We start from the raw sequence: 22886 nt of genomic DNA, 5'->3' as shown, positions 1-22886 counted from the left end.
GCTCACCTGACCGTGGCCGACTTCGAGGACTTGCTGTAGGAACCGAGCCCGACGGCGTTGATCGCACGCACCTTGAAGGTGACCCGATGGTCCCGGGGCAGGTGCTTGACGACGTAGGAGTGCAGCGAGCCGGAGACCTGCTTCTTCTTCCCCGTGCTGAACTTGATGATGTACGCCGAGATCGGGCTGCCGTGCGTGTTCGGACGCTTCCACTTCACCAGCATCCGGCCGCGCCCCTCGGCCTTCACCTTCGGCCGGTGCACCTTGCCGGGCTTGGCGCCCGGCACGACCACGGGGCTGCAGCCGAGTGCCTGCGTCGTCGCGCCGGGGCTCGTGCCGAGCACCGTGCCGCACAGGTCGTAGGTCCCCGCCGGGACGGAAAGGTTGACGTCGAAGCCGTGGTTGCCCGCGGTGCCAGCCGGCACGTAGGAGGTGGGCCGGTTGGCCGGCACCACGAAGACCGACGTCCCGGCACTCAGCTGGACGGAGACAGCGGCTGCCGACGGATAGTCCTGGGCCCAGCCGTCGACGTGCAGCACGCCGTAGCCGGCGCCGTACGCGTTGACGATGTTGCCGTTGGGAGCACAGATCATCCGCTCGCAGGCGTTGATGCTGGTCTGGTCGACGTTCTTCTCGCCTGCCGTCGCCGCGGCCTGCGGGACGGGATGGCCCACCGAGTCAATCCTGTAGAAAGCCTTGGGCGCCTTGGCAGTCGTGCTGTAACCGGCGAATACCGTGTTGGTCGTTGGGCGTGCGTACAAGCAGCCGGCCAGATCGTCGGGGCAGCTGCCAGGAGCGGCGAGCGCGGATAGGACGCCTGCCGACACCGCAACCGGAGTCGGCGCTGTGGTGACGCCGATGTTCGCCCAGGCATGCACCGTGATCGGCGCACCGCCGACGATCTCGTAGATGTCCCCGCTCCACTTCCACCCGTCGGCCTGGGCGCTGTCAGCGACGACCGCGCGCACGAAGGTGCCGTTCGCCGGCGTCTTGGTAGCGCGCGTCGCACACGAGCTGCTGCTGGTGATGGTCGCGGTGCTGTGGGCGGGTTCGGCAACCCCGTTGGCGGTGCCGTCGTAGCCGTAGTCCTTCCAACTCTTCACGTGCAGCAGCGCTCCACCCGCGTTGACGTAGATGGCGCCGCCGAGATCGCTGCATTGCACGAACGCGTTCTCCGCGGGCGTCGCCGCCTGCGCGGGACCAGCCTCCATCGCAAGCACCCCCGCGACCAGGGCGAGCGCCACCGGCACCCCACGCAGACGAGCAGACCAGCGAGAACCCCCTAGACGCATCACGCGGGCCTCTTACCCAGGCTCAGCGATTCCGAACCACCTGCCAGGCGCCGCTGTCCGCCGGACCGATCACTCCGTCTCGAAGCGCAGGCCCTTGCCGCGGATGGTGGAGATCAGGTGGGGGCGACGGCTGTCGTCGCCGAGCTTGCGCCGGACCCAGCCGAGGTGGACGTCGATCGTCTTCGAGGAGGTCCAGAAGCTGGCGTGCCAGACATCACGCATGAGCTCCTCGCGGGTGACGATGTCGCCGGCCCGTGCGATGAGCGCGTGCACGAGATCGAACTCCTTGCGGGAGAACGAGATCTCTTCCTCGCCACGCCAAGCGCGACGATCGACAGGATCCAGGCGAACGTCTTGAACGGTGATCACAGGCCGACCATAGGAAACGTAAAGCCCTTAACCCAAGCGATTGACCCATCACGGCCATTGGCACTTTGCTGCCAGGGGCAGGCGACCGTCAGTACCTGCCATGTCCTCTTCAGGAGCCGGCTTGAGCGCCCGCCGACAGGCTGTCAGTTGCGGCGTACGGCGACGGGCTCGACGATCCCGAACCCACGCACCGGACGCGCCGGTAGCCGCCGGGTCTCGAACTGGTCGGCGGGCAGCAGCGCGGCTGTGGTCTCGTCGATGATGATCCGGTTCTTGCGGGCCACGGCCGTGAGACGGGCGGCCATGTTGACCGGCGGCCCGTACACGTCGCCGAGCCTGGTGACCACGGATCCGCTGGCCAGCCCCACACGTACGTCGGGCATCCGCGGGTCGCGGCCGATCACGTTGATGATCCCCTCGGCGGTGTCATAGGCCCTGATCGGGTCGTCGTTGACGAAGAGCACCGAGTCGCCCAAGGACTTGATCACCCGGCCGTGCTGGACCGCGACGACATCGGCACAGCGCGACTCGAACAGCTCGACGAGATCGCCGATCTTCTGCTCGGTCAGGGTGTTGGAGAGGGCGGTGAACTGCACGATGTCGGCGAAGCCGACCGTCAGCTGGGTGGTGCCGAGCTCCCCGGAGGTCGCGGCCTCCAGACGCGCCACGGCAGCGCCGAGGTGACGGCGCCAGACGTAGAGCATCAGCTGCTCGAAGGCATCGTTGAAGCCGACCATCACCCTGGTCGCGGCGGCGAGCGCGGCCGCGCCGCCCTCGCCCGCGACGGCCGCCTCGGAACCGTCCTCCGCATCGTCGCCGGCAGCGACACTGCCGTGGCGCGTCTCGGCCTGGTGCACCAGCGCGGCGATCTCCCAGTCCGACAGGCGCGCCATGGTCTGGCCGAGCCCCCGCGTCAGGTTCACCGCAAGGTCGAAGTCGACCAGGGCGTCGTTGCTGAGGTTCTCGGTGAGCATCCGCAGCGCCGCGACGTCACGGTCACCGAAGATCGCCTCGCCGCCCACCTCGGGGAAGCCCAGCGCGCGCCACAGCCGCTTGGCCTGGTCGAGCGTGACGCCGGCGCGCTCCGCCACCTCATCGGCGGTGTAGGTGCCTGCCTGCGGGTCGAACAGCGACACGTCAGTCGCCCCGGCCGTCGCGGCTGCCGGAGTCGCCGGCGTGGAGCAGTTCGTTGAGCCGGCGCTGGAAGTCCTCGACGTGAGGGATGTCGAAGAGCGTGACCTCGCCGTCGGTGCTGGCATCGCTGATCTTGAGCGTGCCACAGCCGAGCATCCGGTCGATGGGCCCCATCTCGTACTCGACGTCGCTGATCCGGCTCAGCGGGATGTCGTGGCCGCGACGCGTGATCACACCACGCCGGGTGATCAGGCGCCGGTTGGTCACCGTGTAGGTCGCAGAGGCCCACACCACCAGCGGTCGCACGAAGAACCAGATGGCGCCGATCATCACCAGGACCCACACCACCCCGTGGGTCGGGCGGGAGTCGACCACGACGAGGGCCGCCACGCCGATGGCGAGGAGCACGACCAGGACGAGGAGCGGAAGGATCAGCGCCTTGGGATGCGTACGGGTGCTGACGACGACGTGCTCACCGTCGTTGAGCAGCTTCGAGGAGATGGCCACGGGGCGATCATCCCATCCGGCTCACCGGGCGGGGCGGAGGTGGACGATGTCACCGGCACCGACGGCGGTCGGCTGCCCGCTCGCATCGCCGTCCACGTCCAGCAGCAGCCGCCCGAACTCGTCGATCCCGCTGGCCGTCCCGGTCAGCTCACGGTCACCCGGAAGCTCGGCCCGGACCCGCTCGCCGATCGTCGCGCTCAGCGCCACGTACTGGGCAGCGAGTTGCTGCGGATCCGCCACCAGCAGCGTGTACGCCGCCGACAGGTCGGCCAGCAGCTGGATCAGCACCGCGGTCCGGTCGACCTCCACCCCACGCTCGATGCTCAGCGAGGTGGCTGTCGGCACCGGCAGCTCCGCGGCGCTCAGCGAGGTGTTGAGCCCGATGCCGAGGATCGCGGCCGGACCGTCCTCGGTCTCGATCCGCTCGACCAGGATCCCGCAGACCTTCTTCAGCTGTTCCCCCATCAGCACGTCGTTGGGCCACTTCACCCGGCCCCCGGTGGTCCGCGCGACGGCGACACCTGTCATCAACGGCAGCCACGGCCAGCGCGCCGCAGGCAGGTCGGGGCGCAGCAGCACCGACACCGCCAGCGCGGACCGCGGCGGCATCTGCCAGACCCGGTCCAGGCGGCCACGTCCGGCGTACTGGTGCTCGGTCGTGACCACGAGCCCTGCCGGCTCTCCGGCGCGGGCGCGGTCGGCGCAGACGGCGTTCGTCGACGGCGTCTCCGGCAGGATCTCGATCCGCCAGGTCGGCGCCAGTTCGGCCAGCCGAGCAGCATCGAGTGACTCGCGTCTCACTCCATCCGTGGTCATGGGCACTAGATTGGCGCACGCACTTGTCGTCTACACACCCAGGGAGCAGCACGTGAGCGCGCAGCCCGCCGACGCCCACCCGGTCGAGCCGGATCTCCACACCACCGCCGGGAAGCTCGCCGACCTCGGGCGACGGCTCGACGAGGCCGTCCATGCGGGTTCGGCGAAGGCCGTCGAGAAGCAGCACGCCCGCGGCCGCAAGACGGCTCGCGAGCGCATCGAGATGCTCTTCGACGAGGGCTCCTTCGTCGAGATCGACGAGCTGGCGCGGCACCGCTCCACGGCGTTCGGGCTGGAGAAGAACCGTCCCTACGGCGACGGCGTGGTGATCGGCTACGGCACCGTCAACGGCCGCCAGGTCTGCGTGTTCTCCCAGGACTTCACCGTCTTCGGCGGCGCGCTCGGCGAGGTCTACGGCGAGAAGATCTGCAAGATCATGGATCTGGCCATCAAGACCGGCTCGCCGATCGTCGGCATCAACGAGGGCGCCGGTGCCCGCATCCAGGAGGGCGTCGTCTCCCTGGGCCTCTACGGCGAGATCTTCAAGCGCAACGTGCACGCCTCGGGCGTGATCCCGCAGATCAGCCTGATCATGGGCAATTGCGCCGGCGGTCACGTCTACTCCCCCGCCGTCACCGACTTCACCGTGATGGTCGACAAGACCTCGGCGATGTTCATCACCGGTCCCGACGTGATCAAGACCGTCACCGGCGAGTCCATCTCGATGGAGGACCTGGGCGGCGCGCGGGCGCACAACACCAAGTCGGGCGCGGCCCACTACATGGCCTCCGACGAGGACGACGCCATGGAGTACGTCAAGGCGCTGCTGGACCACCTCCCGCAGAACAACCTCGACGAGCTCCCGGTCTACGACACCGTCGCCGACCTCGAGCCGTCCGAGGAGGACCTGGCGCTCGACACGTTCATCCCGGACAGCCCGAACCAGCCGTACGACATCCACACCGTCATCGAGACGGTGCTCGACGACGGCGAGTTCGTCGAGGTGCACCCGCTGTTCGCCCCGAACATCGTGGTCGGCTTCGGCCGGGTCGAGGGCTCTCCGGTCGGCGTGGTCGCCAACCAGCCGATGCAGTTCGCCGGCTGCCTCGACATCGACGCCTCGGAGAAGGCCGCCCGCTTCGTGCGCACCTGCGACGCCTTCAACATCCCGGTGCTGACCTTCGTCGACACCCCCGGCTTCCTGCCCGGCTCGGACCAGGAGCACGCCGGCATCATCCGCCGCGGCGCCAAGCTGATCTTCGCCTACGCGGAGGCCACCGTCCCGCTGGTCACAGTGATCACCCGCAAGGCCTTCGGCGGCGCGTACGACGTGATGGGCTCCAAGCACCTGGGCGCCGACATCAACCTGTCCTGGCCAACCGGGCAGATCGCGGTGATGGGCTCGCAGGGCGCGGCCAACATCATCCACCGCCGCGAGCTCAAGGGCATCGCGGACGGCGGCGGTACCCCGGAGCAGGTGGAGGCTCGCCGCGCCGAGCTGATCGACGAGTACGAGACCGAGCTCTCCAACCCCTACATCGCGGCCGAGCGCGGCTACATCGACGGCGTCATCGCGCCGCACGAGACCCGCGTCGAGGTGGTCAAGGCACTGCGGCTGCTCAAGACCAAGCGCGGCAGCCTGCCGGCCAAGAAGCACGGGAACATCCCGCTGTGAGCGCCAAGGACATCGACGACATCGAGACCATCGAGGCGACGGCGCCCGCAGCGCCGACGCTGCGGGTGGTCGACGCGCACGCGACGCCCGAGGAGATCGCGGCGATCGTCACCGTGCTCTCCTCGCTGGGTGGCACCGCGCCGGCCCCGAAGCCGCAGCGCTCGCAGTGGGCGCACCCGGGCCGGCAGATGCGGCCCGCGCTCGCCCATGGTCGTGGCGGCTGGCGGGCCACGTCCCTGCCCCACTGACGTCGAGACGTCACCCGGTGAGGAGTTGTGATGTCACCGGGTGACGTCCGAGACGCCGCCGCGTCAGCGGCCGAAGAACTCCCGCAGATCGCTCACGACATCCGCCGGCACCTCCATCGCCGCGAAGTGTCCACCGCGGTCGAACTCCGACCAGTGCACGATGTTCGTGTTGTCCCGCTCGGCGAGCTGCCGGATGGTCCGGAAGTCGTCGGCGAACACGGCCACCCCGAGCCGACCACCGCTGACGACCGGCGTCGTGCCCGCGTGCTGCTCCTCGTAGTGGTAGCGAACGGCCGTCGCCATCGTGTTCGTCAGCCAGTAGAGCGACACCTGCTCGAGCACCTGCTCGGCACTGACCAGGCTGGTGCCGTTGCCGAAGCTCTCGAACAGCTCGCTGTAGGCGAGCCACCCCACCGGAGAGTCCGACACCGCCGCGGCGATCGTCTGCGGACGGGTCCCGTTCATCGCGTTGTAGCCGCCGACGGAGGCGAACCACTGCAGGTGCGCGAGCGCGGCGTACTCCTTCTCGCCGAAGCCGTCCATCTCCCCCGGCGCACCCGAGGGGAAGGAGAAGAGCTGGAGCACGTGCGCTCCGCGGAAGCCCTCAGGATCGAGTACGGCGAGCTCGCGGCCGATCATCGCTCCAGCGTCGCTGCCGTGCACGCCGTACGACTCGTAACCGAGGCCGCGCATGAGCGCGTCGTAGGTCCGGGCGACCCGGGCCATCGTCCAGCGACCCCTTGACATCGGGGTGGAGAAGCCGAATCCGGGCATCGAGGGGATCACCACGTCGAAGGCGTCCTCGGCCCGGCCGCCGTGTGCGAGCGGATCGGTCAGCGCACCGATCATCGGCAGGAACTCCAGGAACGAGCCCGGGTAGGTGTGGGCGAGCAGCACGGGGGTCGCGCCCGGAACCGCCGAGCGCACGTGGACGAAGTGCACCCGCTGCCCCTCGATGTCGGTCACGAACTGCGGAAGGGCGTTCGCGCGGCGCTCGACGGCGCGCCAGTCGAACGCCTTCCAGCGCGCCACCATGTCGTGCAGGTACGCCGAGGGAGCGCCGTACTCCCACGCGTCGTCCGGCGCGGCCGGGGCGAACCGGGTGCGCCCGAGCCGAGCGGACAGGTCGTCGAGATCGGACTGCGGCACGTCGATGGTGAAGCGCTGGATCGCGGTGTCGGTGGTGGTCATCAGGTCCTCCGATGAGCTGGGCTTGGTTGGTGATCATCACGCTAGGAGGGATTCAGGAACGTTAGGTTCCGCTATTCTCGACCGCGTGCGAGAGACCTCGGCAAGGCTGCTCGAGCTGCTCGGGTTGATGCAGTCCCGGCCCGACTGGAGCGGCGCCGAGCTCGCCGCCCGACTGCACGTCACGGACCGGACCGTGCGCAACGACGTCGCGCGGCTGCGCGAGCTCGGCTACCCCGTCGACGCCGTGCGTGGGCCGGGCGGGCGGTATCGCCTGGGCGTCGGAGCCAAGATGCCGCCGCTGCTGCTCGACGACGAGGAGGCCGTCGCCGTCGCGGTCGGGCTCCAGGCGACGACCGGCGTCTCAGGCTTCGAGGAGAGCGGTGCCCGCGCGCTGGCGAAGCTGCAGCACGTCCTGCCCGATCGACTGCGCCGACGACTCGAGTCGCTGCGCGCTGCCACGACGACCGGACCCAACACCGATGGCCGGTTCCCTGACCGGCCCGTCGAGCCACGACTGCTGGCCGAGCTCGCCGATGCGATCCGTGACCACCAGGGTCTACGGACCTACTACCGTGACGCGCCCGTCGAGCTCGAGCCCTACCGGCTCATCGCCTGGCAGCGGCGCTGGTACCTGGTCGCCTACGAGGACGCCGCCGCGGGCTGGGCGCCCTACCGGGTGGACTGGCTCAGGCTGCGGACGCCGGGCGGTCGGCGGTTCGCGCCACGCCGGCCGCCCGAGGACCTCACCGAGCTCGTGGTGCGGGAGGTCGCGCGCACCGGGTGGGCGGTCCACGCCCGACTCGCGATCGACGCGCCCGCCGAGGAGGTCATCGCACGGATCAACCCGGCCGTCGGCACCGTCGAGGCCATCGGGCCCGGGACCAGTGTCCTGGTCACGGGAGGCGACAGCCTGGAGACGGTCGCGATCTGGATCGGCATGCTGGGTCTCGACTTCCGGGTCGAGTCCCCCGACGAGCTCGTCGAGCACCTCCGGGTATTGGCCGAGCGTTACCGGCGGGCCGTGTCCTAGGGTCGGAGGCATGACCCGCAGCGTCGACGCCCGCACCGACCAGTACGTCGAGGACTACGCCCGGCTCGACCCGCTCGCCGCGACGTTCGTCGGCATCCCCGGCCACGACGGCAGGCTGCCCGACCTCACCCCCGACGGCTTCGCCGCCGGCGAGGAGCTCAACCGACGGGCGCTCGCCGACGTCGCCGCGATGACCGCCGCCGACGAGCGCGAGCAGGTGGCCCAGGACGCGTTCTGCGAGCGGATCGGACTGACGGTCGCCCGCTCCGAGGCCGGCCTGGAGCGCAGCGAGATGTCGGTGATCAGCAGCTCGGCGCACGCCATCCGTGAGGTCTTCGACGTGATGGCGACCGACACCGCCGAGGACTGGGAGGCGATCGGCGAGCGACTCTCGGCCGTGCCCGACGCGCTCGCCGGCTACCGGATGACCCTCGCCGAGGAGGCCGCGGCCGGACGGGTGGCGGCCAAGCGGCAGTACGCCGAGGTGGCAGCCCAGATCCGCGGCTGGACCGGCCAGGAGGGCAAGGCCGGTGACTACTTCGCCAACACCGTCGCAGCCGCCCCCGACCAGCTGCGCGAGCGGCTGGCGCGGGCTGCTGCGGGCGCTTCTGCGGCGTACGCGGAGTTCGGGAGGTTCGTCGAGACGGAGCTGCGTCCGCGTGGCCGGGACCGAGACGGTGTCGGGCGCGAGCACTACGAGCTGGCCTCGCGCTACTTCCTCGGCGCGGCGGTCGACCTGGAGGAGACCTACGCGTGGGGCTGGGAGGAGCTCAAGCGCATCGAGGACGACATGGCCGCGACAGCCCAGCGGGTGGTGCCCGGTGGATCCGTGGCCGACGCGGTAGCGGCTCTGGACGCGGATCCGGCGCGCGACCTGGGCAGCCGGGAGGCTTTCGCCGAGTGGATGCAGGCGCGCGCCGACGACATCATCGCGAGCTTCGACGGCGTCCACTTCGACATCGCGGAGCCGATCAGGCGGATCGAGTGCAAGGTGGCGCCGATCAACGACGGCGGCGCCTGGTACACGCCGCCGACCGAAGACTTCTCCCGCCCCGGCACGATGTGGTTCTCCTTCACCGACGACCACAGCGTCTACTCCAGCTGGCGCGAGACGACCACCGTGTTCCACGAGGGCGTCCCCGGGCATCACCTGCAGTGCGCTCAGGCGGTCTACCGGGCCGACCTGCTCAACCGGTGGCAGCGGCTGCTGTGCTGGGTCAGCGGCCACGGCGAGGGCTGGGCGCTCTACGCCGAGAGGCTGATGGACGAGCTCGGCTACTTCGCCGATCCCGGCGATCGGATGGGGTTCCTCGACATGCAGGGCTTCCGGGCGGCTCGGGTGATCGTCGACATCGGCGTACACCTCGGGCTCACGATCCCGGCCTCGAACCCGTTCGGCTGGCGCGGCGGCGAGGTGTGGGATGCCGACAAGGTCTATGAGTTCATGCGCGCGCACTCGCGGATGGACGACGGGTCGCTGCGCTACGAGGTGAACCGCTACCTCGGCTGGCCGGGGCAGGCCCCGTCCTACAAGGTCGGGGAGAAGATCTGGCTCGAAGCCCGCGAGGAGGCCCGCGCCCGAGCGGGGGCCTCGTTCGACCTCAAGGCCTTCCACACCGCTGCACTGGACCTGGGCTCGCTCGGGCTGGATCCGCTCAAGACGGCGCTCTCCCGATTGGGTTGAGTCGGGACTTTCGCAGCGTCGAGTCGGTACTTTCGCAGCGTCGAGTCGTCACGCCTGGACCAAAGCGGAGGCCGGAGCCATCACTCAACCCGGTCAGAGCCATCACTCAAGCCGGTCGGAGCCATCACTCAACCGAGCCGGTCCAGCTCCTCCTCGATCACCGACGGGTCCAGCTTGGTGAAGACCGGGGTGGGCTTGCTGATCGGCGTAGCGACCGTGATGGGGTGCCGCTCCCAGTTCGGGGCGCCTGTGTAGTCACCGGTGATGATCGGATACCCGGCACCGCCGTCGAGATCGTGGACCTCCTCGATGCGCGGCAGCGGTGCGACCTCTCCCTTGCCGCCGAACGCCTGGTCCACCGCGTTGGCGGAGAACGGCAGGAACGGCGCGAGGATCAGGTTGAGATCGGCCACGCACTGGGCTGCGACGTGCAGGACGGTCGCTGCCCGCGCTCGGGTCTCCTCGACCTTGACCAGCTTCCACGGCTCGTGGTCGGCCAGGTACTTGTTGACCTCGCCCACGGTGCGCATCGCCTCGCTGATGGCCGCCTTCTGACGATGCGCTCCGATCAGGCCGCCGACGACGTCGAACGCCCCCTCGACGGCGTCGAGCACCGCCTGGTCCTGCGCAGTGAGCTCACCGGCGGCCGGGATCTCGCCGAAGTTCGCGGCGATCAGGTTGGCGGTGCGGTTGACCAGGTTGCCCCAGCCGGCGACCAGCTCGTCGTTGGTACGCCGCACGAACTCGGCCCAGGTGAAGTCCGCGTCGTTGGTCTCCGGACCGGCGACCGCGACGTAGTAGCGGAAGGCATCCGCCTGGTAGCGGGCCAGCAGGTCGCGCACGTAGATCACGATCTTGCGCGAGGAGGAGAACTTCTTGCCCTCCATCGTGAGGTACTCCGAGGAGACCACCTCGGTGGGCAGGTTCAGCCCGTCGCCCTGGCTCGCCAGGTCGCGCCGCCTGCCGCCGCGCGAGCCCTCGCCGTTGTAGGCGAGCAGCTCGGCCGGCCAGATCTGGCTGTGGAACGTGATGTTGTCCTTGCCCATGAAGTAGTAGCTCAGCGCCTCGGGGTCGTTCCACCAACTGCGCCACGCGTCCGGGTCACCCGTGCGGCGGGCCCACTCGATCGAGGCCGAGAGGTAGCCGACGACAGCGTCGAACCAGACATACAGCTTCTTGGTCGGGTTCTCCCGCCAGCCGTCCAGCGGCACCGCGATGCCCCAGTCGATGTCGCGCGTCATGGCACGCGGACGGATCTCCTTGAGGATGTTCTGCGAGAACCGGATGACATTGGGTCGCCACAGCCCTGTCGCCTCGCGTCCGTCGAGCCACTCACCGAGCGCATCGGCGAGCGCGGGCAGGTCGAGGAAGAAGTGCGTGGTCTCCACGAACTCCGGGGTCTCGCCGTTGATCTTCGACTTCGGGTTGATCAGCTGGTCGGGATCGAGCTGGTTGCCGCAGTTGTCGCACTGGTCGCCGCGCGCCCCGTCGTACCCACAGATCGGGCAGGTGCCCTCGATGTAGCGGTCGGGCAGCGTCCGCCCGGTCGAGGGCGAGATGGCGCCGAAAGAGGTCTGCTCGACGAAGTAGCCGTTCTCGTAGACGCCGAGGAACAGCTCCTGCACGACCGCGTGGTGGTTGCGCGTCGTGGTCCGCGTGTAGAGGTCGTAGGAGAGGCCGAGCGCGACCAGGTCCTCGGCGATCAGCCGATGGTTCTGATCGACCAGCTCCTGCGCGCTCAGACCGGCCTCGTCGGCAGCGATCAGGATGGGCGTGCCGTGCTCGTCCGAGCCCGAGACCATGAGCACCTGGTGGCCGGCCATCCGCATGTAGCGCGAGAAGACATCGGACGGTACGCCGAACCCGGCGACGTGCCCGATGTGACGCGGGCCGTTGGCGTAGGGCCAGGCGACAGCGCTCAGCACATTCTTCGGGGCGACCTTGCTCATGCGGTGAATCCTAGTGAGCGTCGGCCCGCCGCCCCGATTCGTGCCGCTCCTCGCAGCGCGGCGGACCACCTGCAAGAGGTCGGCTGAGGCGCCCGCCCGACGGATCTGCCCGGTCGAGCGCCCAACGCGCTCGGGTCAGACCTCGCGCCCGGCGTAAGCGGCGAGGTGGGTGTAGGCATCGACGCCGTCAGGTGCCGAGCGAGCGTCGGCCCACGCCCGGCCCTTGCGGGTCGGGCCGAGGATGCGGTCCATCGCGACCAGGGAACGCTGGGCGACCGACTGGTCGAGCCCGTCGGTGGAGCGGCCGAGCGCTGTGGCCAGGTCCCAGGTGTGGGTCGCGATCTCCGCGGCCTGCCAGTCGGGATCGGCCATCGTCTCCTCGCCGGATCCGGCGATCTCCCGCCACAGGTTGATCAGGGTGTTGCCGCGGGTGCGCAGCTCCTCGCCGAGCTGGACGGCATAGTCCTCCCGACCGTTCCACCCCGGCGGCGCTCCCTGCAGCATCGTCACGAAGATCCGCGGCGCGGCGATCAGGTGGTTGGCCAGCCTGCGGACGTCCCACTCCGTGCAGGGCGTCGACTTGTCGAGGTCGGCCGCAGTGACGTCGTCGAGCAGGTCGGCCGCCTGGGTGAGCGCGCGCTGCAGCGCCAGGATGCCGACCTGGTCGACCGGCATCAGCTGAAGTCCAGGTCGTGCGTCCTGGCGCGCTTCAGCTCGTAGACGTAGGGGTAGGCGGTGACCAGCTGGAAGCCGTCCCACAGCTTGCCGGCCTCCTCGCCCTTGGGCGCCTTGGCGATCACAGGACCGAAGAAGGCCGAGCCGTTCATCGCGATCGTCGGCGTGCCGACCTCATTGCCGACCTGGTCCATGCCGAGGTGGTGCGAGGCCTTGATCGCCTCGTCGTAGGACGTGTCGTCCATCGCATCGGCGAGCTCGACCGGCAGGTCGACCGAGGCGAGCGCGTCCTGGATCACCTCGCGGGTGAAGTCCTTCTTCTCCACGTGACGGCGGGTGCCGAGCGCGGTGTAGAGCTCGGCCAGCTTCTCCTGGCCGAACTTCTCGTTGACCGCCATGCAGACGCGGACCGGCTGCCACGCGTCCGCGAGCAGCTCACGGTAGGAATCGGGGATGTCCTTGTCCTGGTTGAGATAGGCCAGGCTCATGATCCGCCAGGTCACCTTGACGTCGCGGACCTTCTCGACCTCGAGGATCCAGCGCGAGGTGATCCACGCGAACGGACACATCGGGTCGAACCAGAACTCTGCCTCAGTGGTCGTCATATTGGCAGTCAACCAGCCCGCACCGACAGTTATGCCCGAGGGGCTCCTGCGACCGGGTCAGCGGCTGATCCGCACCTTCTCCGTCGTCGTCACGCCGGCATAGCGCTTGGTGCCGCCGTACTCGATCTTCAGGGTGCGGCGCCCCGTCGGCAGGCCGTGCAGGTGCAGCACCAGTCGCTTGCCCCTGACCTTCACCGTGACCTGGTGCTTGCCGACCCGGGCGGTGACGAAGCCGCCCTTGATCAGGGCTCCCAACGACTTGACCTTGAGCACCGCGGTCGCGGCACGGCGTCCGGCCGCGGCATGCACCTTCAGCTTGACCGGCATGGTGATCGGCTGGGCGACCTGGTAGTCGGCGGACATCGGGTAGTAGCCGCTGGCGTTCAGGCCGACCCTGACCGAGATGTGGTGGGTGACGTCGGCGGTGGTCGGCGTGTACGTCGCGGCGCTCGCCCCGGCGATCGGCTGGCCGTCGCGCAGCCAGGCATAGGTGGTCTGGGCCGACGCCGGCTGGGTCGCGCCGGGGTTCGCGATCAGTCGCCCGGCGACGTGCGGATCTCCGCTCACGCCACCGCGGCTGGCCACCTGCAACGCCGGCGCCTGCACCGGGTCGGTTGCGGCGCTGGCGACCGTCAGGTCGTTATAGGCGGCCCTGCTGCCGTGCACCTGGACGGTGATCTGCCGTGCGACCTGGGCGGCGCCGAGGATGAGCGTCCAGCCGGTGGCCCCCGGGATGGCCTGGCCGTCGGCGTACCACTGCACGGAGCTGCTGGTCAGCGCGTTGGTCGTCTTCGGCGGTACGGCGGTCAGTGTCGAGGAGATCCGCGGCGTACCGGTGATCTGCGGCGGCGTGGTGACCCCGATGGTGCCGGGAATCACCGCTGCCGTGGTCGCGGATGTCGCGCTGGCCGAGCCGGTGCTGGCGGTCGCCGTCACCCGAACGGACATCGTCTCCCCGAGCTTGCTCTTGCCCACGGCGATGGTGCTCGCTGTCTCGCCGCTCACCGCCGCCCCGTTCGCGTACCACTGGTAGGCGAAGCTCAGGCCGCTGCGCGACCAGCTGCCAGGGGTCGCCGCGAGCGTCTTCCCGACGGCGACGGTGCCGCTGACCGTCGGCCGCGCCGTGTTGACCGGGATCGTGGCGGTCGGAGTCGGAGTCGGCGTGGGAGTCGGCGTGGGAGTCGGCGTGGGAGTCGGCTTCGGAGTCGGCGTGGGGGTCGGCGTAGGCGTGGGTGTGGTCGTGCCCGAGTCGCGCAGGTGGATGAAGCCGCTGGGCCAGTTCGCCGCCGTGGTGATCCGGCGCCAGTCGAAGTTGCCTGACCAGTTGGACTCCGAGACGACGATGTCGGTGGCGGAGTAGACCTTCTCGACGATGGCCACGTGGCCACCCGACCCCGCGCCGGGGACGTTGGCGTTCCACCACGCCACCGACCCGACCGTCGGCACCTTGTTGGTCAGCGTGCCGAACGATCCGCCCCAGTAGCTCGCGTTGCCCTTGCCCGCCTTGAGCTGGGCGGGTCGGGCCGAGGACATCCCGGCCTTGATCATCCGGTAGGCGACGTAGTTGGTGCAGTTCTGGCCGGCGTACATGCCCCAGAACATGGTGTCCCACACCGCGTGATAGCCCTGGGCGCTCATGCCGGCGTCGGTGCACGGACCGAAACCGGTGCAGAGCACGCCGACGGTCGCCGCCGAGGCGGGCTCGCTGGACGTCGGCACGAGGGTCGTGGCAAAGGCAACGGAGGCCAGCCCCGCGGCGATCGCGACGCGCGCCAGGGGTCGGCGTGACTGCTGTGACTGGTGAGGCACGTGAGCACTCTAGAGACAAAAAAGTCAACGCGACACGCCGGGTCTATAACTACATAGATGTAATTCTTGCGGCCATCGATCAGCGCCTCACGGGCAGTGCTCCTAGGGCTCGTCGGCAATCTCACTCCTCGGGTGAGAGGATCGCCGCATGCCAGGAACCAACCTCACTCGGGACGAGGCGCGCACCCGCGCCGGACTGCTCGACGTCACGTCGTACGACATCGTGCTGGACCTCACCACGGGTGACCAGACCTTCGCCTCGACGACGACGATCACCTTCACCAGCAAGGAGACGGACGCAGAGACCTTCGCCGACCTGGTCGGCGCGACGGTGCACGAGATCACCCTCAACGGCACCTCGCTCGACCCGGCCACGGCGTACGTCGACAACCGCATCGCCCTGCCCGGGCTGGCCGCGGAGAACGTCCTCGTGGTCAAGGCGGACTGCCCCTACTCGCACACCGGCGAGGGACTGCACCGCTTCGTGGACCCGGTCGACGATCGCGTCTACACCTACACGCAGTTCGAGGTGCCGGACGCGCGGCGGGTCTTCACCACCTTCGAGCAACCCGACCTCAAAGCGAGCTTCACCTTCCACGTGACCGCCCCGGCGGACTGGAAGGTCGTCTCGAACAGCCCCTCCCCCGAGCCGACGACGGTGTCGACGGGCACGAGCGGCGGGCCGGGCACGGCCCGCTGGGACTTCGCACCGACCAAGAGGATGTCGACGTACATCACGGCTCTGGTCGCGGGTGAGTATCACGAGGTGCAGGACGTCTACGAGGGCAAGCACGGCACCATCCCGCTCGGCCACTACTGCCGCCAGTCGTTGGTCCCCTACCTCGACCGTGAGGCACTGGTGGAGACCACCAAGGCCGGCTTCGCGTTCTTCGAGGAGAAGTTCGCCTATCCCTACCCGTTCGGCAAGTACGACCAGCTCTACGTGCCCGAGTACAACATGGGCGCGATGGAGAACGCGGGCTGCGTGACCCTGCGCGATGAGTACCTCCCCCGCTCGCGCCAGCCGCGCTCGTTCTACGAGTTCCGCACCTCGGTCATCCTGCACGAGATGGCGCACATGTGGTTCGGCGACCTCGTGACGATGAAGTGGTGGGACGACCTCTGGCTCAACGAGTCCTTCGCCGAGTGGGCCTGCTACTGGGCCGAGGCCGAGGTCACCGACTTCACCGACGCGTGGACCGGCTTCGCCAACGCGCGCAAGATCACCGGCTACACCCAGGACCAGCTACCCACCACGCACCCGATCGCCGCCGACAACTACGACCTGCAGGCGGTCGAGGTCAACTTCGACATGATCACCTACGCCAAGGGCGCCTCGGTGCTCAAGCAGCTGGTGGCCTGGGTCGGGCTGGACCCGTTCCTGGAGGGCCTGCGGGCGTACTTCAAGGAGTTCGAGTACGGCAACCCGGAGTTCAAGGACCTGCTCGCCGCGCTGGAGAAGGCATCCGGTCGCGAGTTGGAGAGCTGGGCCCAGGAGTGGCTGCAGACCGCTGGCGTGAACACGCTGGCGCCGGAGTTCACCCTCGCCGAGGACGGCAGCTACGCCTCTCTGGCCGTGCGCCAGACCGCGCACCCGGACTGGCCGACGCTGCGTCGCCACCGCCTCGGCATCGGCTTCTACAACTTCACCGAGGCCGGCGCGCTGACGCGCACCGACTATCTCGAGATCGATGTCGAGGGCGAGCACACCGACGTCGCCGACGCGGTCGGCAAGCAGCAGCCCGACCTGCTGCTGCTCAACGACGAGGACCTGGCCTACGCCAAGATCCGCCTCGACGAGCGGTCGCTGACCACCGCCCTCTCCTCGCTGTCCAAGCTGGACGACTCGCTGCCCCGTGCCCTGGTGTGGAGCGCGGCGTGGGACATGACCCGCGACGCCGAGATGTCGGTCAGCGCGTACGTCGACCTGGTGCTGGCCAACATCGGTCAGGAGACCGACGCCTGGGGCGTGACCCGCATCCCGGCCAACACCGCGCTCGCGGTGGCGACGTACTCGGCTCCGGCCAAGCGCGCGGCGCTGGCCGCCCGGTGGGAGCAGGGCCTGCGCGAGCTGCTCGTCCAGGCCGCTCCCGGTAGCGACCACCAGCTGACCTTCGCCCGCTCGTTCGCGGCCGCGACGCACACCGACGCGGCCATCGCCGACCTCAAGGCGCTGCTGGAGGGCTCGCTCTCCTTCGACGGCCTCGAGATCGACCAGGACCTTCGCTGGTCGCTGATCGCGGGCCTGGCGCGTGCCGGCGCCTTCGGTGAGGCCGAGATCGCCGCCGAGCTCGAGCGGGACAACACCATCTCCGGCCAGGAGAAGGCAGCCGCCGCCCGCGCCTCGCGACCCGACGCCGACGCGAAGGCGGCGGCTTGGGACGCGGTCGTGGCCAGCACGGCTACGCCGAACGAGACCTCGCGGGAGATCTCGCTGGCCTTCAACGAGCCGCGGCAGGAGGAGGTTCTCGCGCCGTACGTCGACCGCTACTTCGCTGCGGCCGACAGCCTCTGGGAGCACCTCGGCACGCACAAGGCCTCGGTCGCCCTGGCCGGCCTCTTCCCGAAGTACGCCGCCTCCCCGGCGCTGCTGGAGAAGGCCGACGCCTGGCTGGCGGGCTCGAAGGCCGAGCCGGCCGCGAAGCGCTACGTCCGTGAGGGCCGCGACTCCGCGGCCCGCGCGCTCGCCGCGCAGGCCAAGGACGCCGAGTAGCAGCGTCTGCCTGATCAGCAGCAGGGGCGCGGTGCCATCAGGCGCCGCGCCCCTGCTGCGTCCGCGGGCCGGCGGCCCCGCCACACGGCACCACCTGGCGGCAACCTGAATTCGGCGGCATCGAGCCGCACACCGTGCCATCCTGACGCGCACTCAGGACATTTCGCGGGAGGACCGTCATGGCCAGGCGCACTGCGCACGCACTCATCGCGATCGGAGCAATGCTCGCGACATCCCTCGTCGCGTTCGGTGCGACGTCTGCTCAGGCGACCACGTCGGTCCAGACGCCCAAGGTCGGTGAGTGCCATGCAATGTCGCTCAAGCGCGTGGGCGACTACGCCGACCCGAGGAAGCCGGTCCCGTGCTCGAAGCCGCACACCTCGATCACGTTCGGGGTGGCGCAGGTCCAGACGCCCCTGGCGGGCCTGAGCCAGCCCCTGCTGACCAGCATGGGCACCGACGCCTGCACCAAGCTCGAGATCCAGACCCTCGGTCGCAGCGTGATCCGGCGCGCGACCACGGTCTACGACTTCCTCTTCTTCCAGCCGACGGTCGCGCAGATGCAGGCAGGAGCCGAGTGGTTCCGGTGCGATCTGGTCATCTTCGCCCCCACTCGGCTACTGCCGATGCCGAAGCACCTGTCCCATCCGGCCATCCCCAAGCACCGCTCCGACAGCACCGAGCGGTGTCTGACCAGCGCCTACTACGGCACCCCGTGCTCGACCAAGCACGCTTACCGGCCGATCCACGTGGTCCAGTTCAAGCCGGTCGCCTACCCGACTCGCTCCGAGCGGCGCGAGGCCGGCGCCGTGCTGTGCCCGGACAGGACCCGGCACGTCGGGTGGTCTCCCGAGGCCACCTGGAGGGCCGGCGACCGGTTCCTGGTCTGCTTCGCGAAGTCCAGCAAGTAACCGCCACCACCCTGGGTGAGCTGCGGCGTGGGTGATGCGCCTCAGCTCACCCAGGCCGAGGCACCTGCAGACGCGAGAAGGCCCCCGGGATCACCCGGGGGCCTTCTGGCACAGCTCAGTGGATCAGTGACCCGATCGCTCGACCGGCGGCTGGTTGCTCGGCTTGTGGGCCTTGGGAATCAGGCCCTCGCCACGCAGGACGCCGGGCAGCAGCACCAGGAACGAGATGACCAGTGCGGCGGCGACCGGGATGAACACGATCAGGGTGATGAAGTGCAGCGGGTTCACGTTCGACGGGTTGCTCCAGCCGGTCGGAACATCGGCGGCGGCGGGACCGGCGACAGCCGCGGTGACGGCGGCGACAGCGGCACCGAGGGTCAGGGCGCGGCGGGCGAAGGAGTTGGTCACGAAGTCAGCGTACCGGTTGATCGGGGCTGTTAAGAATGGGCCCCATGTTCGTCCAGCTGCTGTCCAGGTCCTCCCCCATCGACTGGCGCCACAACGCCGACGTCGTGATCGGCAAGCCGGTCGCCATCGTCGGGTTGATCCTGCTGGCGGTGGTGATCCGCTGGGTCCTCGGCAAGCTCGTCGACCGGCTGGTGCGCCACGCTGAGGACGGCGTCCTGCCCGACCGCTTCACCACCAGCCACAACACCCGTCGGGTGCAGCGCGCGAAGACGATGGGCGACCTGCTCAAGAGCATCATCGGCGGCCTGCTGGTCGCCATCTTCGGCACCATGATCCTCAGCGAGCTCGGGCTGAACATCGCCCCGATCATCGCCAGTGCCGGCATCGTCGGCATCGCGCTCGGCTTCGGCGCCCAGTCCTTGGTCAAGGACTTCCTGTCGGGCATCTTCATGATCTTCGAGGACCAGTACGGCGTGGGCGACGTGGTCGATGTCGGCGTCGCCTCGGGCACCATCGAGGCGGTCTCGCTGCGGGTCACCCGGCTGCGCGACCAGAGCGGCACCGTCTGGTACGTACCCAATGGAGAGATCCTGCGGGTCGGCAACATGAGCCAGAACTGGGCTCGCGCGGTGGTCGACGTCAGCATCGGGTACGGCGAGGACCTCGCCCGGGTGCAGCGCGTCCTGAAGTCCGTCGCGCACGACATCTGGGAGGACGAGGACTACCGCGACATCGTCATCGAGGAGCCCGAGGTGACCGGCGTGGAGACCATGACTCCCGACGCGATCACCGTCAGGGTGCTGATCAAGACGGCGCCGATGCGGCAGTGGGCGGTCGCGCGCGAACTACGCCAGCGGATCAAGGCACGCTTCGACCACGAGGGCATCGCGATGCCGTTCACCCAGAAGGTGCTCTTCCCGGCCCCGCCGTACGCCGGCGCCACTCCCCCGACGACCACGCCTGCGGCCCACGACGGCGCGAGCGAGGCGTCGGGCGAGTAGGCCGGAGCGACGCGTGGCGTTCGCCGAGCTTGTCGAGGCGCCTCGACAAGCTCGGCGAGCGTCGTGGCGATCAGGCGAGCGCGGCGTCCAGCGTGATCGTGGTGCCGGCCAGCGCCTGGCTGACCGGGCAGCCGGCCTTGGCTTCCTGGGCGAGCTTGACGAAGGTGTCGTTGTCGATGCCGGGAACCACGCCGCGGACGGTGAGCTTGATACCGGTGATACCGGTCCCGGGGGTGAACTCGACCTCGGCCGAGGTGGTGAGCGAGGTGGCCGGGGTGTCGTTCTTGGCCAGACCGTTGGAGAAGGCCATCGAGAAGCAGGAGGAGTGCGCGGCCGCGATGAGCTCCTCAGGGCTCGTCTTGCCGTTGGCGGCCTCGGCGCGCGAGGGCCAGGACACGTCGTAGGTGCCGAGGCCGGAGGAGTCGAGGGTGACCTTGCCGGCGCCCTCGAAGAGGGTGCCCTCCCAGACGGTGGTTGCAGTGCGAGTAGTAGCCATGACCCCATCCTTGCGGGTGGAGGCTGGTGTCTCAACGCTCACCCCTCACAATGGTGAGGTGACGTTCTACGAGGAGATCGGCGGCGCCGAGACGATCAGCGCGATCGTGTCCACCTTCTACGCCGGCGTCGCCGAGGACGAGCTGCTTCGGCCGATGTACCCCGAGGAGGACCTCGGGCCGGCGGAGGAGCGCTTCTTCCTCTTCCTGTGCCAGTACTGGGGCGGCCCGACGACGTACTCCGAGCAGCGCGGCCATCCTCGGCTCCGCATGCGGCACGCGCCCTTCCCGGTCACCCACGAGGCCAAGGACCACTGGCTCAAGCACTTCCGCGACGGCCTGGACGCCGTCGACCTGACTCCCGAGCAGGACGCCGAGTTCTGGTCGTACGTCGTGCGCGCCGCGGACTTCATGGTCAACGCCTGAGCGCTCGACGCAGGACCGGGAGAAGGACTTCCCGGCGAGCCGGTCGCAGCGCTCAGCCGACGTGCACGTGTGGACGCCGTGACCGGTCCGGCTCGGCTCGGCGCAACACCTCGCGGGTGGTCGGGGCGACCTCGCCGATGCCGAGGAAGAGGAAGCGCAGCAGGTTGATCACCGGCCCGCCCTCGGTCCACTCGAAGTAGATGTGCGGCGTGACGCCGGTGACGTCGCGGGTGTGCATCAGCAGCGCGGCGAGCGCATTGGGCACCGTCGCGGACTCCATCCGCAGCACCCGGCGGTGACCGTGCACCACCACACCGTGCACCGAGAGCCGGCCCTCGAAGTCGGAGGGGTCGGTGAGGGTGACCTCGACGAAGATGATGTCGCCCTCGTCGGCGAGGTCGTGGTCGGCGACGACCTGGCGGATCTTGTCGTCGTACTCCTGGGCGTCGAGCGCGTCGGGCTCGTTGGCGACCAGCCGGATCCGACGGCGCGCGCAGTCGCGGACGAATCGCTCCGCGGTGGCGTCGAGCTCGATCGAGGTGGTGCGCAACTCGAAGGAGCGACCCACGCGCGAGAGCAGCGAGACCAGCACGATCGCGACGATGAAGCAGGCACCGATCTTGAGTCCGTCGGGACGCTCGATGCAGTTGTTGATGGTGGTGTAGCAGAAGATCAGCGCGATCACCGCGAAGGCTATGGTGCGCTTCTTCTGTCCGGCCTTGCGCGCAGCGAGCGTCACCGCGACCGCACCCGAGCTCATCAGGACCAGCACGCCGGTCGCGTACGCGCCGCCCTGCGCATCCACGCTGGCGTTGAAGATCCAGGTGATCAGGAAGGCGACCCCCATGATGACCACGACCAGCGGCCGGGTCGCGCCGGCCCACTCCGGCGACATGCCGTAGCGGGGCAGGTAGCGGGGGATCAGGTTGAGCAGGCCCGCCATCGCCGAGGCGCCGGCGAACCACAGGATCGTGATGGTCGAGATGTCGTAGATCGATCCGAAGCCGCTGCCGAGGTATTCGTGCGCGAGGTAGGCGAGGGCACGGCCGTTGGCCTCACCGCCTGCCTTGAACGCGTCCTGCGGGATCAGCAGGGTGCAGATCCACGAGCTGAAGATCAGGAACGTGCTCATGATGATCGCGGCGGTCGCCAGCAGCTTGCGGGTCTCCCGGACCACGCCGAACGGCCGGTCATACGTGTCGGTCGGATCGCCCTGGATCTGCGGCATCACCGCGACGCCGGTCTCGAAGCCGGACATGCCCAGCGCGAGCTTGGGGAAGGCCAGCAGGGAGACCCCGACGATCGCCAGCGGGCTGCCGTGCTCCTGGGTCAGGCCGGTCCGCCAATGGCTGAAGACCGACGGATCCTTGAGCACCTCGGCCACGCCGACCACCACCACGACCGCGTTGAGCGCGAGGTAGAGGCAGACCAGCACCACCGCGATCCCGATCGCCTCCTTGAAGCCCCGGAAGAAGACAGCGCCGAGCGCGAGCAGGAAGACGAAGGTGACCAGCATCGGGTGGTCCCCGATGCCGCTGGGAACGTGCGGGTTCTCCCGCAGGTGCGCGGCGCCGTCGGCTGCCGAGAGCGTCATGGTGATGACGAAGTCGGTGCAGGCGAAGCCGAGCAGGATCAGGACGAAGAGCTTGCCCTTCCAGAAGCCGAGCAGTCGCTCGAGCATCGCGATCGAGCCCTGGCCGTGCGGCGACTCCAGCGCGACCCGGCGGTAGACCGGCAGCGCGCCACCGAGGGTGAGGATGACCAGGCCGATCGTCGCCAGCGGCGAGACCAGGCCCGCGGCGAGTGCGGCGATGCCGGGGGCGTAACCGAGGCTGGAGAAGTAGTCCACGCCGGTCAGGCACATCACCCGGTACCACTTCTGGCGCGGCTCGTGCTGCTCGGGAGCCGGCGAACCGGTCGGCACGTTCAGGGTCGCTGATGACACAGGG

The 22886-nt window shown here is 69.3% G+C and carries 21 protein-coding genes; 8 read left to right on the top strand and 13 right to left on the bottom strand.

Annotation, left to right across the window (positions count from 1 at the left end):
- Window positions 1-2 precede the first annotated feature (2 nt).
- The 5 genes from H036_RS0110790 to H036_RS0110770 form a co-directional block, all read right to left on the bottom strand.
- Entirely contained in the window at window positions 3-1250 is a 1248-nt protein-coding gene (locus H036_RS0110790; RefSeq protein WP_017934800.1) for a fibronectin type III domain-containing protein, read from the bottom strand.
- A gap of 111 nt (window positions 1251-1361) precedes the next feature.
- Complete coding sequence (locus H036_RS0110785) at window positions 1362-1661, bottom strand: winged helix-turn-helix domain-containing protein (RefSeq protein ID WP_017934799.1); 300 nt, start codon at window positions 1659-1661, stop codon at window positions 1362-1364.
- 143 nt (window positions 1662-1804) lie between these two features.
- Window positions 1805-2797, bottom strand: a complete 993-nt coding sequence (locus tag H036_RS0110780) for an adenylate/guanylate cyclase domain-containing protein (RefSeq protein ID WP_017934798.1) — start codon at window positions 2795-2797, stop codon at window positions 1805-1807.
- Window position 2798: 1 nt separating this feature from the next.
- Window positions 2799-3302, bottom strand: a complete 504-nt coding sequence (locus H036_RS0110775) for a PH domain-containing protein (RefSeq protein ID WP_017934797.1) — start codon at window positions 3300-3302, stop codon at window positions 2799-2801.
- A 21-nt stretch (window positions 3303-3323) separates the two neighbouring features.
- Window positions 3324-4118, bottom strand: coding sequence for a biotin--[acetyl-CoA-carboxylase] ligase (locus H036_RS0110770; RefSeq protein ID WP_036488079.1), 795 nt, complete (start codon window positions 4116-4118; stop codon window positions 3324-3326).
- Between the two features lie 52 nt (window positions 4119-4170).
- Between H036_RS0110770 and H036_RS0110765 the strand changes: the two genes are divergently transcribed.
- The gene (locus tag H036_RS0110765; protein ID WP_017934795.1) at window positions 4171-5793 is read left to right on the top strand and encodes an acyl-CoA carboxylase subunit beta; all 1623 of its coding nucleotides are present in this window, start codon (window positions 4171-4173) and stop codon (window positions 5791-5793) included.
- On the top strand, window positions 5790-6041 hold the full coding sequence (locus H036_RS0110760) for an acyl-CoA carboxylase subunit epsilon (protein ID WP_017934794.1): 252 nt from the start codon (window positions 5790-5792) through the stop codon (window positions 6039-6041). The genes H036_RS0110765 and H036_RS0110760 overlap by 4 nt, the downstream gene beginning before the upstream one ends.
- A gap of 63 nt (window positions 6042-6104) precedes the next feature.
- Here the strand turns inward: H036_RS0110760 and H036_RS0110755 are convergent, their stop codons facing one another.
- A complete protein-coding gene (locus H036_RS0110755) occupies window positions 6105-7232 on the bottom strand; it encodes an epoxide hydrolase family protein (protein WP_017934793.1) in 1128 nt (375 codons plus the stop codon).
- 85 nt (window positions 7233-7317) lie between these two features.
- Between H036_RS0110755 and H036_RS0110750 the strand changes: the two genes are divergently transcribed.
- Both H036_RS0110750 and H036_RS0110745 read left to right on the top strand, forming a co-directional pair.
- Complete coding sequence (locus H036_RS0110750; protein WP_017934792.1) at window positions 7318-8262, top strand: helix-turn-helix transcriptional regulator; 945 nt, start codon at window positions 7318-7320, stop codon at window positions 8260-8262.
- Between the two features lie 10 nt (window positions 8263-8272).
- Window positions 8273-9946, top strand: a complete 1674-nt coding sequence (locus tag H036_RS0110745) for a DUF885 domain-containing protein (protein WP_017934791.1) — start codon at window positions 8273-8275, stop codon at window positions 9944-9946.
- Between the two features lie 128 nt (window positions 9947-10074).
- On the opposite strand, the gene metG is transcribed toward H036_RS0110745, so the two are convergent.
- From metG to H036_RS26080, 4 genes are all read right to left on the bottom strand, one after another.
- Window positions 10075-11895, bottom strand: coding sequence for a methionine--tRNA ligase (gene metG, locus H036_RS0110740; RefSeq protein ID WP_017934790.1), 1821 nt, complete (start codon window positions 11893-11895; stop codon window positions 10075-10077).
- A gap of 135 nt (window positions 11896-12030) precedes the next feature.
- Window positions 12031-12570 carry a maleylpyruvate isomerase family mycothiol-dependent enzyme gene (locus H036_RS0110735; protein ID WP_017934789.1) on the bottom strand — a complete coding sequence of 180 codons (540 nt, stop codon included), beginning with the start codon at window positions 12568-12570 and terminating at the stop codon, window positions 12031-12033.
- Window positions 12570-13175 (bottom strand): DsbA family protein, encoded by a 606-nt coding sequence (locus H036_RS0110730; RefSeq protein ID WP_017934788.1) that lies wholly within the window; start codon window positions 13173-13175, stop codon window positions 12570-12572. The genes H036_RS0110735 and H036_RS0110730 overlap by 1 nt, the downstream gene beginning before the upstream one ends.
- Before the next feature lie 57 nt (window positions 13176-13232).
- On the bottom strand, window positions 13233-14984 hold the full coding sequence (locus H036_RS26080; RefSeq protein ID WP_157417256.1) for a CHAP domain-containing protein: 1752 nt from the start codon (window positions 14982-14984) through the stop codon (window positions 13233-13235).
- Between the two features lie 148 nt (window positions 14985-15132).
- On the opposite strand from H036_RS26080, the gene pepN reads away from it, so the two are divergent.
- Together pepN and H036_RS0110715 are read left to right on the top strand one after the other, a co-directional pair.
- Entirely contained in the window at window positions 15133-17697 is a 2565-nt protein-coding gene (pepN, locus tag H036_RS0110720; protein WP_017934786.1) for an aminopeptidase N, read from the top strand.
- 179 nt (window positions 17698-17876) lie between these two features.
- Entirely contained in the window at window positions 17877-18608 is a 732-nt protein-coding gene (locus H036_RS0110715; protein WP_017934785.1) for a hypothetical protein, read from the top strand.
- Between the two features lie 123 nt (window positions 18609-18731).
- On the opposite strand, the gene H036_RS0110710 is transcribed toward H036_RS0110715, so the two are convergent.
- The gene (locus H036_RS0110710) at window positions 18732-19016 is read right to left on the bottom strand and encodes a hypothetical protein (protein WP_017934784.1); all 285 of its coding nucleotides are present in this window, start codon (window positions 19014-19016) and stop codon (window positions 18732-18734) included.
- Window positions 19017-19060: 44 nt separating this feature from the next.
- Here H036_RS0110710 and H036_RS22540 point away from each other — a divergent pair, with 44 nt between their 5' ends.
- The gene (locus H036_RS22540; protein WP_017934783.1) at window positions 19061-20017 is read left to right on the top strand and encodes a mechanosensitive ion channel family protein; all 957 of its coding nucleotides are present in this window, start codon (window positions 19061-19063) and stop codon (window positions 20015-20017) included.
- Window positions 20018-20087: 70 nt separating this feature from the next.
- On the opposite strand, the gene H036_RS0110700 is transcribed toward H036_RS22540, so the two are convergent.
- Complete coding sequence (locus H036_RS0110700; protein ID WP_017934782.1) at window positions 20088-20513, bottom strand: OsmC family protein; 426 nt, start codon at window positions 20511-20513, stop codon at window positions 20088-20090.
- A gap of 58 nt (window positions 20514-20571) precedes the next feature.
- On the opposite strand from H036_RS0110700, the gene H036_RS0110695 reads away from it, so the two are divergent.
- On the top strand, window positions 20572-20937 hold the full coding sequence (locus H036_RS0110695; protein WP_017934781.1) for a globin: 366 nt from the start codon (window positions 20572-20574) through the stop codon (window positions 20935-20937).
- Window positions 20938-20989: 52 nt separating this feature from the next.
- Here the strand turns inward: H036_RS0110695 and H036_RS0110690 are convergent, their stop codons facing one another.
- Window positions 20990-22882: a hypothetical protein gene (locus H036_RS0110690; protein ID WP_017934780.1), complete on the bottom strand. Its 1893-nt coding sequence runs from the start codon at window positions 22880-22882 to the stop codon at window positions 20990-20992.
- Window positions 22883-22886: the final 4 nt, after the last annotated feature.

It is taken from the genome of Nocardioides sp. Iso805N (genome assembly GCF_000364605.1).
Taxonomy (GTDB): domain Bacteria; phylum Actinomycetota; class Actinomycetes; order Propionibacteriales; family Nocardioidaceae; genus Nocardioides.
Note: the sequence above shows the minus strand (reverse complement) of the source record. Positions and strands in the feature narration are given on the sequence as shown.